Consider the following 14,980-nt stretch of genomic DNA (forward strand, 5'->3'; position numbering starts at 1 on the left):
TGGGGCGCGGACTCCGGGGCGGCAGGGGAGATGACACGGACGGGCACCGGCGTACGGGCGGAGGGCGACACCCGTCACCGGGGTGCCCGAAGCCACCGGGAGATCGCTCGCCCGGCTCGGGAGACACCGCTCCCGCCGTTGCGCCTGACCGAGGTCCGGGGAGGCTGCGCCTGCCGGTGGACCACGGGTACTGCTCTTCGTCCGCCCGCGCACGCCTCCCATCCGGACTTTAACCGTCGGTCCAGGAATTTCACCTGGTCAACCGGCCGCTGGCTGCGGACGGGTCGCGGACTGTAACCGCCGGTTCGGATTTTCACCGACCCCGGAGTGCGCTGAACGTCACTGCTTGATGCCGACATTGTGCCACGGACGGCGCAAGGCGGGGAGGGCTTGTGGCTGTGCTCTGTTTCACGGGTTCGCCGGGAATGCGCGACGCGCCTCGGGGGCGGGGCTCGCGGGCGGCGCGTCGGGTCAGGGAACGGCGGGGGCCGTCATCGACGTGAAGTGGGTGACCACCGGGGGGTGGGCGAGGTAGCTCAGCTCGCCCTCCGACCAGACCGGCCGGATCCGCCACATCGGCCCGGCGTACCCGCGCAGGGCCTCCTCGTCGCGCCAGCGGCTCACCACGAGCACCCGGTGGCCGTCCTCGCTCACCGACCGCAGCAGTTCACCGCCGAAGCAGCCGTCCGTACGCCCCAGCTGCGGGATCACCTGGCCGGCCAGGTGCGCGCAGAACTCCTCGATGCGACCAGCCAGGACCTGCCCGGCCCAGATTCTCACGATCACGACCACCACCTCCGGCTGCGGCTGGCGTCCCTGGCCCCATTATGAGCGGAAAACCGCTGGTGGGGAGGGGTGGGGGCGGGGATTTTCCGAGCGGGCCCGGCGGGCCTTCCGACCGCTCTCCGCTACATTCCCGGTATGACGACCACACCGGAATCTGCCGTTCCGTCAGCCCGTGTGCCCGACCGGCCGAGCGGGCTGTTCGACGCCCTGCGGGCGGGCGCGCTCAGCGACGCCGACCAGCTGCGCGAGGTCTACGAGCAGCCCGGCGACCATGCGCGCCGCAAGCAGGTCGACCGCCTCCACGAGGTCGCCCAGCGACTGATCGCCTGCTCCCCACTGGTCTTCGTCGCCAGCGCGGACGCCGCCGGACGCTGCGACGTCTCCCCGCGCGGCGGCCCGGCCGGGCTGGTCTCGGTGCTCGACGAGTACACCCTGGCCATTCCGGACGCCACCGGCAACAAGCGGCTGGACACCCTGCACAACATCCTGGAGACCGGTCGGGTCGGACTGCTCTTCGTCGTGCCGGGCCGGGACACCACGCTGCGGGTCAACGGGCGGGCCTGCGTCTCGACCGACCCGGAGCTGTTGCGGCAGCTGACCGCCGTCGGCAAGCCGCCCCGCAGCGCGATCGTGGTCGCGGTCGAGGAGGTGTACGGGCACTGCCCGAAGGCCTTCCTGCGGGCCTCGGCGTGGAAGCCGGAGAACTGGCTCGCCAAGGACGCGCAGCCGAGTTCGGCGGAGGTCACGCTCTCGCACCTGCGGGACGAGTCGCTGACCGTGGAGATGATCGAGCAGACCGAGCGGGAGGCGCTGCTGTACCGGTACGAGTGAGGTGCCGGGGGGCGCCGGGGGGCGCCGGGGTCCTCGGGGTGCTCGGGGTGCCCGGCGGCCGGCTGGGGTGGGCCGGGCTCCGCGCACCGCACGGTCAGGCGGCCTTGGGGACGTCCACCACCGCCGCGCCGTCGGCGGCCCGCCGGACCGCTTCGACGCCCCTGTGGGCGGCGGCCTTGCTCGCGTAGCCCCGTCCGGTGGCGACGATCTCGCCGTTGCCCGCCTTGAGCCGGAACCGGTACTTGCCGCCGGCGTCCCGATGGACCTCGAACCCGCCCGCCATCCGGGCCACCTCCTCGCGGGGTCCCCGGGCCGGGCGCTCGACGCACCCGTGGCCCGGCCCCCGGCAGCACCGTGCGCCCGGCCCCGGGGTGCGCGCACCCGGTCGGCGGCCGGACGGGTGAAGCCCGGTCCCCGGGGTTCCACCGGGGTGCCGGGACGGCCCGCCGCTGGCTTCAATGGGCGGATGGACTGCGTCTTCTGTGCGGTGGTGGCGGGCGACGAGCCGGCGCACCGGGTGCTGGACGACGAGGTGGCGGTCGCCTTCCTGGACCGCCGGCCGCTGTTCCCCGGACACGTCCTGGTCGTGCCGCGCGCCCACCACCCGACGCTGGCCGACCTGCCGATGGCCGAGGTCGGGCCGTTCTTCCTGCGGGTGCAACGGGTGGCGAAGGCCGTGGAGCACGGCCTGGAGGCGGCGGGCAGTTTCGTGGCCGCCAACAACCGGATCAGCCAGTCGGTGCCGCACCTGCACGTCCACGTCGTGCCGCGCAATCCGAAGGACGGGCTGCGCGGGTTCTTCTGGCCGCGCCGGCGGTACCCGGACGAGGCGGGGGCGGCGGAGGTCGCGGCACGGCTGCGGGCGGCGCTGGAGGCCTGAGCGGGCCCGGGGCCCGGACCCGGGACTCCTGCCCGCGCCCGCCGTTCGTACGGTGCGAGGCGTAGCCGGGCCTACCGCGCGGGGCGCAGCGGGGACGTACCGCCCTCGGATCATCGGAGGGGATCGAAATCGTTTTCCGGGCTGACGATCCGGCCACCGGGGACACCTAGGCTCGCAAGCATGAACGAACTCGCCTGCCTGGTGCAGCAGACGGCCGACCGGCTCGCGGGCCGACGCGTCGGGGCGGTGGTCGCCGGGCTGGCCGGCGGTGGCGTGGAGATCCGCGGATCGGGACGGACCGGGCCGGGCGGCGGCACGCCCGGCCCGCACACGCTGTTCGAAATAGGCTCCGTCACCAAGGTGTTCACCTCGCTCGCGCTCGCCCGGCTGGCCCTCGACGGGCGGGTCCGGCTGGACGAGCCGCTCGCCGAGGTGCTCACGGGGCCCGGGGGCGAGCGTGCCGTCGTCCCGGTCAAGGGCGCGCAGCCGATCACCCTGCGGCACCTCGCCACCCACACCTCGGGGCTCCCCCGCCTGCCCCGGGGCATGCTGGCGACCTCCCTGCTGAGGCCCAACAGCCCCGATCCGTACGCGGGTTGCACGGTCGAGCGGGTGCTCGACGGCCTCTCCCGGACCCGGCTTCGGGCCGCGCCCGGGCGCAGCTTCCGCTACTCCAACCTCGGCGCGGGGCTGCTCGGCCTGGCCCTCGCGCAGCGGTCCGGCACCGGGTACGAGGAGTTGGTGGCCCGCGAGGTCTGCGCACCGCTGGGCCTGGTGGACACCTGTGTGCGCTCGGACGCCGAGCAGTCCGCGCGGCTGGCGCACGGGCACACCCAGGGCGGTCGGCCGGTGCCGTACTGGGACCTGGCGGCCATCCCCGGGATGGGCGGGCTCCGGTCGACGGCCGCCGACCTCGCGGTGTTCCTGCGGGCCCAACTGGCCGCCGGGGGTGAGCCGCAGGGGCCGCTGGCGTCCGCGATCGCCCTCACCCGGGAGACCCGCCACCGCGTCAACCCGTTCGCCTGGACGCACCTGGGCTGGCTGGGCCACCGGCTGCACACCCAGCAGGGCGGGCACCTCCAGATCTGGCACAACGGGGGCACCGGCGGGTTCCGGTCGTTCGTGGCCTTCGACCCGGAGAAGCAGGTGGGCGTGGTGGTGCTGACCAACTCCCGCCGCACAGCCGATCCGGCGGGCACGGCGCTGCTGCGCAGGCTGCAGAACGAGTTCGCGTGCACGGGGTGAGGCCGGGCGCCGCTCCACCTCGGCGGCACGGCCGGCGCCCGTGCCGCAGCCGGGACGAGCGTGCCGAACTCCTTTCGCACCGAGGGCCCTCGCGGAGGCCTCCAGCGTCGGCTGCCGAGGGTCGGCTGCCGGACGCCGAGGGCCGGCTCTTCGCGGTCTTTCCGTGCGTCCCGCCGCCAGGCCGCCGCCCTCGGCGAACTCGCCGGTCACGCCCGCGTCGTCCCGTGTCACCGGCATCCACCCCGGTGGCGAAGGGCTTCGGCGGGGGCGCGATGATGGCGGGGGCGCTTCAGGCCAGTATGTGCCGATTGGCACTGTCGGCCGAGGCTCCGAGCGGTCGATGCTGGGTCCGGCAGTCGCGGTTCCCACGGGGGAGTCCGCCGAGAGGAAGGGAGCCGACATGGCGGTGACGTGGTCGTCGACACACGTGCGGTCGGTCGGTCCGGTCGGTCCGGTCGGCCCGGCCGGTCGACTCGGCCCGGTGGTGCGGGTGCACCGGCGGTTCCGGCCGCTGTCCCGGCGGGCCCGGGTGTGGCTGCACTCCTGCGGGGTGGCGCTCTCCCTGGTGGTCTGCCTGACGCTCGGCGAGTGGTGGCCCGCGCCCGTACTGGCCGCCGCCGCGGTGGTGGCGGTGAGCGGGTACGAGCGGCTGCGTCCGTCGCCCGGGCTGCGGTCCGTACGGGTCCATGAGGGCGGGCTGGTGCTGGTGTCGGCGGACGGGGGCGAGGAGCCGCTGCCCTGGAGCGCGGTGGAGGCCACCGAGTACTCCCCCTGCGGGCCGCGCGGGGTGCACGAGCACGGGCGAATATGGCCGACGGGGGCGGACGAGCCCCTGGCGCTGGCGCACCTGCGCGGGCTGGGCGGGCTGTTCCGGGAGTCGGACGAGCGCCTCTCCCCCCGGCTCCGCGCCGCCCTGCACGAGACGCTGCGCACCGAGGGTGGTGTCCGCTTCGCGCGTGGGCGGCTGACGGTGACGGCCGGCGGGCTAGTGTACCGGCCGCCGCACCCGCTGGCCGCGACGGAAACCTACCCGTGGACGGAGGTGCACTCGGCGCGGGCCTGCGGACTCGGCGAGTTGGAGATCCGGACGCGCTCGGCAGGCCTCCCGCTCACCTTCCCGGTGCTCAACGCCCGTGCGGCGGCGGGCTTCCTGGAGGACCTGCGAACGGCCGCCGTCGGGTGACCGCCATCGGGTGACGAGGTCACGAGCGACGTCCGGCCGGGCGGCTGGAGGCGCCCGTCGACCGTCGGCGGCCCCGACCACGGCGGACTCACCGGCCTTCCGCCCTTCTTCGACGGGCTCGACATCCCCCAGGCGCCCTCCGCCACCCTCGGGAGCCGGCGTGCCGGCGCCGTCACGAGGCGGTACGTCGGGGTGTTCCTCGGCCTCCGGCTGAAGGGCATCCCCAGCCCCTGCTCGACGGGGCCCAGCGCCGCCCACCCCGAAGTGCGGTTCTCCTGCGCCACGGGGGCGGTGGTCAGCCCGGCACTGCCGCCGAGGCGATCGGTTCGAGCAGTGGCCGGGGGCCGGCCAAGGCGCGGGAGACCGGGTCCTCGCGGTGGCTGCCGGCCCGGGCGGGGTTGGGCCGCATCACGATCTCGGCCGGCGGGACGGGCGCGCCGCCACAGGCCGGACAGGATCCCACGGCGTCCAGGTCGGTGCCGCAGGCGGCGTGGGCGAAGAGGTGGTGCGGGCCGCCCTCCATGGCGTGCCGACCTCCCCAGCGGCTCAACTGGTAGAGCGGTCCCCAGAGTTCGAGGCCGGTCTCGGTGAGCAGGTAGCCGTGGCGCAGCGGCGACCGCTGGTACGGCTCCTTGCGCAGCACCCCGGCCGCGACCAGGGCGTTCAGGCGCGAGGTGAGGACGGCGCGCGGGATGCCGAGGTGGGTGAGGAAGTCGTTGAAGCGCTGCACTCCGTAGAACGCGTCACGCAGGATCAGCAGGCTCCAGCGCTCGCCGACCACCTCCAGCGCGCGGGCGAGCGCGCACTCCTGCAACTCGTAGTCGGTTCCCATGGCCATGAGCGCCAGCGTAGTCCACCATCCCAATGGGTTCAATGAACAGACCAACGGTGGTAGCGTGCCGCCCGAGAAGAAGGTTCATTCACCAGACCAATTGGTCCGGCCTCCGGAGGGAACACCCATGCCCCCCGCACTACCCGGCTCCTCCCCCAGCTCCGCCGACCGGCGCGTCCGCCCCGGTGCCACCCTGGCGGTCACCGCCACCGCGACCGCCCTGGGCACCGTCGCCTACACCGCCCCGACCGCCTCGCTCGTCGCCACCGCCCAGGCCGCCCACCTGGGCGCCTCCGGCCGGACCTGGATCCTCACCGGCACCCTGGTCGGCATCTCCGCGCTGCTGCTCACCGCCGGGAGCGCCGCCGACGACCACGGCCGCAAACGGGTCTTCACCTCCGGCGTGCTGCTGTTCGCCGCCGCCGAGGCGCTGGCCGCGCTCGCCCCCGGGGGCGCGGTCTACCTGGCCTCCCGGGTGCTCCTCGGGATCGCCTCGGCGGCCGTCCTGGCACCGGCCCTCGGGCTGATCAGCCACGCCCACCCGCCCGGTCCCGGGCGCATCCGGGCGCTCGGCATCTGGGGCGCGGCGGTCGGCCTCGGCATCGCGGTCGGACCGCTGTACGGCGCATTAGTCCAGCAGTGGGCCGGATGGCGCGCGGTCAGCGGCGGGATCACGGTGGCCTCGGCCGTCCTGGCCGCCTTCGCCTCCGCCGTCCTCACCGAATCGCGCGCCGAGCGGCCGCGCGCCCTCGACCCGTACGGGGTGCTCACCCTCGCCGCCGGGACGTCCGGCCTGATCGCCGGGCTGGCCGAGGCCCGCACCGGCTGGGGGCGCCCGACGGTGCTGGTCCTGCTGGCGGGCGGGGTGCTGCTGCTGGCGGCGTTCGCGGTCGTCGAGGCGAAGGTCCGGGAGCCGATGCTGGACCTCGCCCTGTTCCGCGACCCCGGCTTCATCGCCGCCACCGGCGGGGCCCTGTTCACCGGGCTGTCGCTGGTCGGCTTCATGAGCTACCTGCCCACCCTGCTCCAGGGCGTGCTCGGCCTGTCCGGGCCCGCCGCGGCCGGTGTGCTGGCGCTGTGGTCGGGCCTCTCGGTGCTCTCCGCGCTCCAGGCCCGCCGCCTCGCCGACCGTCTGCCGGCCACCAGCCAGGTCGCCCTCGGCCTGCTGGTCTGCGGCGTCGGGGAGGCCGGGTTGTACGGGCTCACCCCCGACTCGTCCTGGCTGCGGCTGGCCCCGGGGCTGGCGGTCGCCGGCATCGGCAGCGGGGTGCTGAACGCCGCGCTGGCCCGGCTCGCGGTCAGCAGCGTCCCCGCCCACCGGGCGGCCATGGGCTCGGGCGCCAACAACACCGCCCGCTACCTGGGCTCGGCCCTCGGCGTCGCCATCGCGATCACCGCCGCCGGCTCCGCCCACCCGACCACCCGCGCCCTCGCAGCGGGCACCGACCGGGCGGTCCTGGTCGCCACCGTCCTCTGCTTCCTGGGCGCCCTCCTCACCTTCGCCACCAAGTCCCGCCCGAAGCCGCAACCGGCCTCCGAACCGGCGGGCTCCGCAGCGCCCGGAGAGCCCGCGACCGCCACCACGAAGGCGTGAGAAGTCGGCCCGGCCGACTTCTCACGTCCACCGCCACAGCCAGCACACCGGTGCCGGCCCCGCCCGGCCACCAGGCACAGAGAGCCAGCGCAAAGGGACCACGCCAAAAGTCGGACCGGCCGACTTCCCACGTCCGCCCACCCCAACCGCCACACCAACGCCGGTCACCCCGGCCACCACCGCACGGCCAAACCCGGCGCGAAGAGCGGGCAGGACCACACGAGAAGTCGGCCCGGTCGACTTCTCACGTCCACCCACCACAACCACCGCACCGACCCGCGCCGGAAGCCGGTCCCGCCCGGGCCCTCGGTGGGCGGCGGCCCGTGGTGGGCACGGGAAGCGGGCGTGCAGGGCCGCGTGCGAAGATGGCAGGGCTGGTGGGAACGATCTCCGGACGGTTTCTGGGACGGTTCTCTGGCCATGGTGGACGACTATCTGAAGCGCCCGGGGCAGTCGCGGCAGGACGCCCTGTCGATGGTGCCGATCGCCACGGCGCTGATCGACGCCGACGGACGGATCCTGCACTGGAGCAGTGACGCCGAGGCATTGCTCGGGCACCGCGTGCGGGACGCGGTGGGTGCGCGGGCGGCGACGCTGCTGGCCTCGGACGAGGACCTGCCGGCGGTGCTCGAACTGTTCCAGGAGATCCTCGCCGGCCGGTCGTGGTCCGGGGTGTTCCCGGTGCGGCACCGGGACGGGCACCTGGTGAACCTGGAGTTCCGCACCCACCCGATCCGCGGCCCCGGCGGCGCCCGGATGGTGCTGGCGGTGGCCTCCGAGGTGACCACGCTGCACCGGCTCCAGGCGGACCTGGCACTCCTCGACGGGTTCTTCACCCAGTCCCCGGTGGGCATGGCGGTGTTCGACACCGATCTGCGCTTCGTCCGGCTGAACCAGGCGCTGGCCGAGCTGAACGGCCTGGGCACCGAGGAGCCGCTGGGCCGCCGGCTCCCCGAGGCGCTGCCGGGGATCAACGGCCCCGAGTCCGAGGCGGTGATGCGCCGGGTGCTGGCGACCGGTGTGCCGGTGGTGGACGACCTGTCGCACGGCCGCACCCCGGCCGATCCGCACCACGACCACGCCTGGTCGGCCTCCTACTTCCGGTTGAAGGACCGCGGCGGCCGGGTGCTCGGGGTGTGCGCCACCGTCATCGACATCACCGAGCGCTTCCACGCCGACGCCCGGGCGGCCCGCGCCCAGGAGCGGCTGTCCCTGCTGGTCGACGCGACCGCCTCGATCGGCACCACGCTGGACCTGCGGCAGACCGCCCGGGAGCTGGTGGACGCCATGGTGCCCAGGGTCTCCGACATCAGCGCGGTGTTCGGGCTGGAGGAGCCGATGGCCGGCCGGGACGTCGAGCCGGGCGCGCCGGACGCCCCGCTGCGGGTGCGCCGCCTGGCGATCGCCTCCTCCGACGCGCTCTACCCGGCCGAGGCACTGCCGGTGGACGCCGTCTACGAGCTGCCGCCGGACTCCCCCTACGCCAGGGCGATGATCAGCGGGCGGACGGTGGTGGTGCCGTCCTGGGAGCTGGAGATGCTGAGCGAGGGCTTCAACGACAGCCGCCGCCAGGCCTACCTCGGCGACCGGCCGCGCTCGGTGCGGATCACGCCGCTGGTGGCGCGCGGCACGACGCTCGGGATGATGGTCTACTCCCGGCGCGGCTCGCGCGAGTCCTTCGCGGAGGCCGACATCACGCTCGGCGACGAACTGGCCTCGCGCGCCGCCGTCGCGATCGACAACGCCCGGCTGTACCTGCGCCAGCACCAGACCGTACTGGACCGGCAGCAGGCGCTGCGCGAGGCGAAGGCCGCGCAGGAGCGGCTGGCGCTGGTGAACGTGGCCTCCGCCCGGATCGGCACCACGCTCGATCTCGCCCAGACCGCCAAGGAGTTGGCGGAGGTGGCGACCCCCAGGCTGGCCGACTCCGTGGTGGTGGAGGTGCTGGAGGACCTGGTCCGCGGCGAGCGCGAGGCGACCGCCCCGGCGGACGGCTCGGCCCTGCTGCGGCGGATGGCCTTCCACTCGGTGGACGGCTCGACGCTGGCGCCGATCGCCCGCACTGGCAACCTGCACCGCTTCCTGCCCGGCTCTCCGTACGCGTGGTGCCTGGCCCACCGCGAGCCGGTGGTGGTGCCGCGGATGGACGAGAAGGGCATGGCCTGGTTCGCCGACGACCCGGTGCGCACCGCCGCCGTACGGGAGCAGAACGTGCTGTCGTTCATGGTGGTCCCGCTGATCGCCCGCGGCACCCCGGTCGGCGTCGCGGGCTTCTACCGGACGCTGGCCGATCGCCCGTACGAGGACGACGACGTGGCGCTGGCAGGGGAGTTGGCGCTGCGGGCGGCCGTCTCGATCGACAACGCCCTGCTGTTCACCCGCGAGCGCGACGCGGCCGCCGCCCGACAGCGGGCACTGGACGAGGCCCGGGCCGCCCAGCAGCGGCTGTCGCTGCTGAACGAGGCCAGCAACCGGATCGGCACCACCCTCGATCTGCACCGCACCGCACGGGAGTTGGTGGAGGTGGTGATCCCCCGCTTCGCCGACTTCGTCACCGTGGACCTGCGCGACGCGGTGCTCAGCGGTGAGGAACCCGGTCCGGTCCCGGCGGAGGGCGGGGTGCTGATGCGGGCGGTGGCGGTCGGGGACACGGTCTCGGGCACCGGCATGCAGGGGGCGGCCGACCTGGTCGGCGAGGCCTCGCAGTCCGCCCAGCTGTACGCGCAGAGCCTGCGCACCCGGCGCTCGATCCTGGTCTCCGAGGTCACCGAGGAGGATCTGCGCGTGATCGTCGCCTCGCCCGACCGGGTGCAGCCGAGCCTGGAGGCCGGGGTGCACTCCTACCTGATGGTGCCGCTGGTGGCGCGCGGACAGGTGCTGGGCGGCGCGGAGTTCGTCCGCAGCGACAACCCGGCGCCGTTCGGCCCGGCGGACCGCTCGCTGGCCGAGGAGCTGGCCGCCCGCACCGCGCTCGCGATGGACAACGGCCGGCTCTACCGCCGCGAGCGGGACACCGCCCTCACCCTCCAGCGCAGCCTGCTGCCGCAGGAGGTGCACCGCACCCCCGGGCTGGACCTCGCCTACCGCTACCTGCCCAGCAGCGTGGTCAGCGAGGTCGGCGGCGACTGGTTCGACGTGGTGCCGCTGTCCTCCGGGCGGGTCGCGCTGATCGTCGGCGACGTGATGGGCCACGGCATCCGCGCCGCCGCCACCATGGGCCAACTCCGCACCGCTGCGCGGACGTTGATCACCCTGGACCTGGACCCGGCGCGGGTGCTGTACCGGCTGGACGAAGCCACCGGGACGGTCGGCGAGGGCCAGTTCGCCACCTGCGTCTGCGTGGTGTACGACCCGGTGGACCGCTGCTGCACCGCCGCCAGCGCCGGCCACCTGCCACCCGTGGTCGCCGACAGGGAGGGGAACGTCCGCCTGATCGAGCTGCCCTCCGGCACCCCGCTGGGCGTCGGCGGAGTCCCGTTCGAGAGCGCCGAGTTCACCCTCCCCGAGGAGGGCATCCTGACGCTCTACACGGACGGACTGGTCGAGCGCCGCGGCCAGGACCTGGACGAGGGGCTGCGGTTGCTGTGCCGCATGGTCGCCGACCGGCGCGGCTCGCTGGAGCAGACCTGCGACGCCGTCCTGAGCAGGCTCACCGAGACCACCGGCGAGGACGACATCGCCGTCATCATGGCGCAGGTCCGCCCGAAGGGGGCGGACCGGATCGCCATCCTGCCGCTCACCGGCGACCACGCGATGGTCGCCCACTCCCGCCGCTTCACCCGCGAGACCCTGGCCGCCTGGGGCCTCGACGCGCTCACCGACTGGGCCGAGCTGCTCACCAGCGAGCTGATCACCAACGCCCTGGTGCACGCCGGCTCGCCCACCGAACTCAGGCTGTTCTGCAACCGGGTGCTCACCGTCGAGGTCGCCGACCAGGAGTCCGAGGTGCCCCGGATCCGCCGCGCCCGCAGCGAGGACGAGGGCGGGCGCGGCATCCACCTGGTCAACGAGCTCGCGCACCGCTGGGGCAGCCGCCGGACCCAGGACGGCAAGGTGGTCTGGTTCGAGCTGGAGCTGCCCCCGGGGTTCGTGTAGCGCTTCCCACGGGCTTCGTGCGGGGCACCGGACTCCCCCTGGCCTGCGGCGACAACGGTCGGTTGTCCATCCGGTGCCGCGGTTGTTGGCCGCTGCCGGGGCCGCGGGGCTTTGCTGGTGCCCCGGCGGGACAGTCCCGGCCGGACGCACCAGAGGAGCCCGTCACCATGCCGCACGCCGACGCCCGTACCGTCGTCACCGACTACGTCACCCTCCTCGCGGCGGGCGAGCGCGAGGCCGCGATCGCGCTGTTCGCCGAGGACGCCACCTGGAGCTACCCGGGCGGCCTGGCGCTCTCCCGCGTCTGGCGCGGGAAGCAGGAGATCTTCGGCGAGTTCCTCGGCCGGGTCGGCGCCCTGTTCGCCCCCGATGGCCTGCCGGTCATCACCCTCACCGGCGTCCTGGCCGACGGCCCGCGGGCGGTGGCGGAGTGGACCACCGTCGGCACGGCCGCCAACGGCGCCGCGTACCGGAACCACTGCCTCGGGGTGTTCACCGTGACGGACGGGCTGATCACCGACGTCCGCGAGTACCTGGACACCGACCACGTCGCCCGTACCCTGCTCGTCTGAGCCGCGCCCCACGGCCGGCGCGTAGCGGCTCGCGGGTAGCGGATAGCGGGTAGCGGGTAGCGGGTAGCGGACCGGACCGCGCTCGGGCAGGATCACCCGCATGATCTCGGTGGTGCAGAACGTGGCGATCGACTGTTCGGATGCCTACGGGCTGGCGCGGTTCTGGAGCGAGGTGACCGGCTGTCCGCTGGGCCCGCAGGACCGGCCGGGTGACCGGGAGACGCAGGTGGTGCTCCCGGAGGGCCCGGTGCTGTACTTCAACCAGGTGCCGGAGCCGAAGACGGCCAAGAACCGGGTCCACCTGTGCCTGCGCCCGTCGACCTCGCGCGAGCCGGAGGTCGAACGGCTGCTGGCCCTCGGGGCCACCATGGTCGCCGACCGCCGGGAGCCCGACGGTGCGGGCTGGGCAGTCCTGGCGGACCCGGAGGGAAACGAATTCTGCGTCCTGCGCAGCGCGTCCGACCGCGCGGCCGCCGGGTCGCCGGCCGCGCCCGGCGAGGATCTCTGAGACCCGTCCGGAGGACGATCCCGATCCCTACGGCCCGCCGCCGGTGCCGTCCTCCCAGCCCTGCGGGTCGGTCCAGGCGGCCAGTGTGCGGCGGGTCTCGAAGCGGCGCTCGCGGCCGGTCAGCGGGTCGGTGAACTCGACGGCGGAGGCGAGCAGTTGCAGCGGGCGGCGGAAGTCGTCCGGGGCCGGTTCCGGCAGCACGTCCGGGTAGACCGGGTCGCCGAGGATCGGCAGGCCCAGCCCGCACATGTGCAGTCGCAGCTGGTGGGTGCGCCCGCTCAGCGGCCGCAGCCGGTAGCGGGCCAGGCCGTCGCGGCGCTCCAGCAGGTCGATCCGGCTCTCGCTGTTCGGCGGCGCGTCGACCTCCCGGGCGGCGATCACCCCGCGCTCCTTGACGATGTGGCTGCGCACGGTGCGCGGCAGGCTCAGCTCCGGGTCGTACCCCGCGACCGCCTGGTACTCCTTGCGCACCAGGCGGTCGCGGAACAGCGTCTGGTAGGCGCCGCGGTCCTCCGGGCGGACGACGAACATCGCCAGGCCGGCCGTGAGCCGGTCCAGCCGGTGCGCGGGGCTGAGCGCGGGCAGGTCGAGGGCGTGCCGCAACCGGGAGAGCGCCGTCTCGGTGACGTGCCGGCCGCGCGGGGTGGTGGCCAGGAAGTGCGGCTTGTCGACCACCACCAGGTGCTCGTCGTGGTGCAGGACCACCAGGTCGAAGGGGACGGGCGCCTCCTGCGGCAGGTCCCGGTAGAACCACAGGTGCGCACCGGGCCGAAACGGTTCCGCCGGGGCGATCGGGCCGTGTTCGCCGACGATCTCGCCGTCCCGCAGGGCCGCGTCGATCCGCTCGGCCGGGACGGCCGGCAACCGCTCCACCAGGTGGTCCCGCACCGTCGGCCAGGCGCCTTCCAGCGGCAACCGGAGGTGCACCGGGTCCACGCCGCGGCGCTGCGGGAGGGGGGAGGCCGGGCGGCGGCTCTTGCGTCTCATCTCCCGGCCCAGCGTAGTGGGCGCCGGCGCGCGGGCCGCGGCCGAGGTGCCGACCCGGGGCGGGACGGGGAGAGTGGACCGGAGGCCCTCGTTCCGCCGGGGGCCTCCGGCCGTCCCCGGACACCCGGCGGACGGCCTTCCGGCACACCGGCTCCCGGCCGCGCGCCGGAGACCACGAGCCGGAACCCGGCGGACGGGCCCTCCGTCCGCACCCGGCTGCCGCACACCTGTCGGATCATCCGACGGACCCCAGGAGGACGCGTGACCGCCGACGGCCCGGACGGGGTGCCGCCGCTGCACCTGCCGAGACGGACCCGGCTGCTCCTTTACGGCGCGCTCGTGCTGCTGGTCGCCGCCGTGGTGACCGCGCTGGCCATCGGGCCCGGGACCACCCTGGCGCCGCTGCTCGCGGTGGCCCCGGTGCTGGCCGGGGCGACCACCCGCAAGCCCCGGGTGCCGCTCCTGGTCGGCGCGGTGGCGCTGCTCTCCGTCGGGCTGCTGGACTCCACCAACGCGCAGCTGCCGCTCTCGGTGCGGATCAGCGTGCCGGTCACCGTCCTGGCCTCGACGCTGGCCAGCGCCGCCAGCGTCGTCCTGGTGGCGGCCCGCGAACGGGAGCTGTTCCAGGTCCGGACGGTCGCCGAGGCGGCCCAGCGGGCCCTGCTGCGCCCGCCGCCGGAGCGGATCGGCCCGCTGCGTCTGGCGGTGCGCTACGTCGCGGCGGCGGCCGAGGCCCGGATCGGCGGGGACCTGTACGCCGTGGTGGAGACCCGCTTCGGGCTGCGCATCCTGCTCGCGGACGTCCAGGGACACGGGCTCCCGGCGGTGGAGACGGCGGCGGACGTCCTCGGGGTGTTCCGGGAGGCCGCGCGGACCGAGCCCGACCCCGGGCGGCTCGCACGCCGGCTGGACGCGGCGCTGGCCGCCCGGCACCCGGACGAGGGGCGGTTCGCCACCGCGCTGCTGCTCGACGTGGCGCCCGACCGAGGGCCGGTCCGGCTGGTGAACTGCGGCCACCCGCCCCCGCTGCTGCGCCGGGCGGGCCGGGTGAGCGAGCTGGAGCCGCCGTTCCCGGCGCCGCCGCTGGGGCTGCTCGGGCTCACCGGCGGCACGTACCCGGACCGGCGCTTCGACCCGGAGCCGGGCGACCTGCTGCTCCTGCACACCGACGGCGTGTCGGAGGCCCGGGACGCCGAGGGCGGGTTCTACCCGATCGCCGACCGGCTGCCCGGCCTGCACGGCGGCACCCCGGCGGACCTGCTGGACGCCGTGCTGACGGACGTCGACGGCTGGGTCGGGGACGCCGGGCTGGCCGACGACGCGGCGGTGCTGGCGATCCGCTGGGACCCGTGACCGGCGGCTCCGGGCTCGATTGATGCTCCTATGGGTTGTCAAGCGGTGGTGAGCCAGTCTCGGTAGGCGTTGGCGAGGTCGTCGTCTCGTCGGATTCCGCGTTCGAGGGTGGAG

General features: G+C 74.9%; 13 protein-coding genes and 1 riboswitch. Of the genes, 9 read left to right on the top strand and 4 right to left on the bottom strand.

Annotated features, from left to right (window positions below):
- Positions 1–206: 206 nt before the first annotated feature.
- Positions 207–334: riboswitch (FMN riboswitch) on the bottom strand.
- A 137-nt stretch (positions 335–471) separates the two neighbouring features.
- The gene (locus ACZ55U_RS32340) at positions 472–786 is read right to left on the bottom strand and encodes an antibiotic biosynthesis monooxygenase family protein (protein WP_465531883.1); all 315 of its coding nucleotides are present in this window, start codon (positions 784–786) and stop codon (positions 472–474) included.
- A 135-nt stretch (positions 787–921) separates the two neighbouring features.
- Between ACZ55U_RS32340 and ACZ55U_RS32345 the strand changes: the two genes are divergently transcribed.
- On the top strand, positions 922–1,617 hold the full coding sequence (locus ACZ55U_RS32345; protein WP_465531885.1) for an MSMEG_1061 family FMN-dependent PPOX-type flavoprotein: 696 nt from the start codon (positions 922–924) through the stop codon (positions 1,615–1,617).
- Positions 1,618–1,711: 94 nt separating this feature from the next.
- Here ACZ55U_RS32345 and ACZ55U_RS32350 read toward each other — a convergent pair whose 3' ends face one another.
- The gene (locus ACZ55U_RS32350) at positions 1,712–1,900 is read right to left on the bottom strand and encodes a YegP family protein (RefSeq protein ID WP_465531887.1); all 189 of its coding nucleotides are present in this window, start codon (positions 1,898–1,900) and stop codon (positions 1,712–1,714) included.
- A 183-nt stretch (positions 1,901–2,083) separates the two neighbouring features.
- Between ACZ55U_RS32350 and ACZ55U_RS32355 the strand changes: the two genes are divergently transcribed.
- The 3 genes from ACZ55U_RS32355 to ACZ55U_RS32365 all read left to right on the top strand — a co-directional run bounded on the left by ACZ55U_RS32355 (position 2,084) and on the right by ACZ55U_RS32365 (position 4,925).
- Positions 2,084–2,497 carry an HIT family protein gene (locus ACZ55U_RS32355; RefSeq protein ID WP_465531889.1) on the top strand — a complete coding sequence of 138 codons (414 nt, stop codon included), beginning with the start codon at positions 2,084–2,086 and terminating at the stop codon, positions 2,495–2,497.
- A 180-nt stretch (positions 2,498–2,677) separates the two neighbouring features.
- On the top strand, positions 2,678–3,742 hold the full coding sequence (locus tag ACZ55U_RS32360) for a serine hydrolase domain-containing protein (protein ID WP_465531891.1): 1,065 nt from the start codon (positions 2,678–2,680) through the stop codon (positions 3,740–3,742).
- 400 nt (positions 3,743–4,142) lie between these two features.
- Positions 4,143–4,925, top strand: coding sequence for a hypothetical protein (locus tag ACZ55U_RS32365; RefSeq protein WP_465531893.1), 783 nt, complete (start codon positions 4,143–4,145; stop codon positions 4,923–4,925).
- 295 nt (positions 4,926–5,220) lie between these two features.
- On the opposite strand, the gene ACZ55U_RS32370 is transcribed toward ACZ55U_RS32365, so the two are convergent.
- Entirely contained in the window at positions 5,221–5,763 is a 543-nt protein-coding gene (locus tag ACZ55U_RS32370) for a winged helix-turn-helix transcriptional regulator (RefSeq protein WP_465531895.1), read from the bottom strand.
- A gap of 121 nt (positions 5,764–5,884) precedes the next feature.
- On the opposite strand from ACZ55U_RS32370, the gene ACZ55U_RS32375 reads away from it, so the two are divergent.
- From ACZ55U_RS32375 to ACZ55U_RS32390, 4 genes are all read left to right on the top strand, one after another.
- Entirely contained in the window at positions 5,885–7,351 is a 1,467-nt protein-coding gene (locus tag ACZ55U_RS32375; RefSeq protein ID WP_465531897.1) for an MFS transporter, read from the top strand.
- Between the two features lie 420 nt (positions 7,352–7,771).
- Positions 7,772–11,446 carry a SpoIIE family protein phosphatase gene (locus tag ACZ55U_RS32380; protein WP_465531899.1) on the top strand — a complete coding sequence of 1,225 codons (3,675 nt, stop codon included), beginning with the start codon at positions 7,772–7,774 and terminating at the stop codon, positions 11,444–11,446.
- 167 nt (positions 11,447–11,613) lie between these two features.
- Entirely contained in the window at positions 11,614–12,018 is a 405-nt protein-coding gene (locus tag ACZ55U_RS32385) for a nuclear transport factor 2 family protein (protein WP_465531901.1), read from the top strand.
- A 100-nt stretch (positions 12,019–12,118) separates the two neighbouring features.
- Positions 12,119–12,526: a VOC family protein gene (locus tag ACZ55U_RS32390; RefSeq protein ID WP_465531903.1), complete on the top strand. Its 408-nt coding sequence runs from the start codon at positions 12,119–12,121 to the stop codon at positions 12,524–12,526.
- A 27-nt stretch (positions 12,527–12,553) separates the two neighbouring features.
- Here the strand turns inward: ACZ55U_RS32390 and ACZ55U_RS32395 are convergent, their stop codons facing one another.
- Entirely contained in the window at positions 12,554–13,513 is a 960-nt protein-coding gene (locus tag ACZ55U_RS32395; RefSeq protein ID WP_465531905.1) for a pseudouridine synthase, read from the bottom strand.
- 261 nt (positions 13,514–13,774) lie between these two features.
- On the opposite strand from ACZ55U_RS32395, the gene ACZ55U_RS32400 reads away from it, so the two are divergent.
- Positions 13,775–14,866, top strand: coding sequence for a PP2C family protein-serine/threonine phosphatase (locus ACZ55U_RS32400; protein ID WP_465531907.1), 1,092 nt, complete (start codon positions 13,775–13,777; stop codon positions 14,864–14,866).
- Positions 14,867–14,980 lie beyond the last annotated feature (114 nt).

The sequence above is a fragment of the Kitasatospora sp. NPDC034533 genome (assembly GCF_055575155.1).

Coding starts and splice junctions, on each gene's coding strand:
- ACZ55U_RS32345 (WP_465531885.1), top strand. CDS start 922: ATGACGACCACACCGGAATCTGCCGTTCCGTCAGCCCGTGTGCCCGAC.
- ACZ55U_RS32350 (WP_465531887.1), bottom strand. CDS start 1,900: ATGGCGGGCGGGTTCGAGGTCCATCGGGACGCCGGCGGCAAGTACCGG.
- ACZ55U_RS32355 (WP_465531889.1), top strand. CDS start 2,084: ATGGACTGCGTCTTCTGTGCGGTGGTGGCGGGCGACGAGCCGGCGCAC.
- ACZ55U_RS32360 (WP_465531891.1), top strand. CDS start 2,678: ATGAACGAACTCGCCTGCCTGGTGCAGCAGACGGCCGACCGGCTCGCG.
- ACZ55U_RS32365 (WP_465531893.1), top strand. CDS start 4,143: ATGGCGGTGACGTGGTCGTCGACACACGTGCGGTCGGTCGGTCCGGTC.
- ACZ55U_RS32370 (WP_465531895.1), bottom strand. CDS start 5,763: ATGGCCATGGGAACCGACTACGAGTTGCAGGAGTGCGCGCTCGCCCGC.
- ACZ55U_RS32375 (WP_465531897.1), top strand. CDS start 5,885: ATGCCCCCCGCACTACCCGGCTCCTCCCCCAGCTCCGCCGACCGGCGC.
- ACZ55U_RS32380 (WP_465531899.1), top strand. CDS start 7,772: ATGGTGGACGACTATCTGAAGCGCCCGGGGCAGTCGCGGCAGGACGCC.
- ACZ55U_RS32385 (WP_465531901.1), top strand. CDS start 11,614: ATGCCGCACGCCGACGCCCGTACCGTCGTCACCGACTACGTCACCCTC.
- ACZ55U_RS32390 (WP_465531903.1), top strand. CDS start 12,119: ATGATCTCGGTGGTGCAGAACGTGGCGATCGACTGTTCGGATGCCTAC.
- ACZ55U_RS32395 (WP_465531905.1), bottom strand. CDS start 13,513: ATGAGACGCAAGAGCCGCCGCCCGGCCTCCCCCCTCCCGCAGCGCCGC.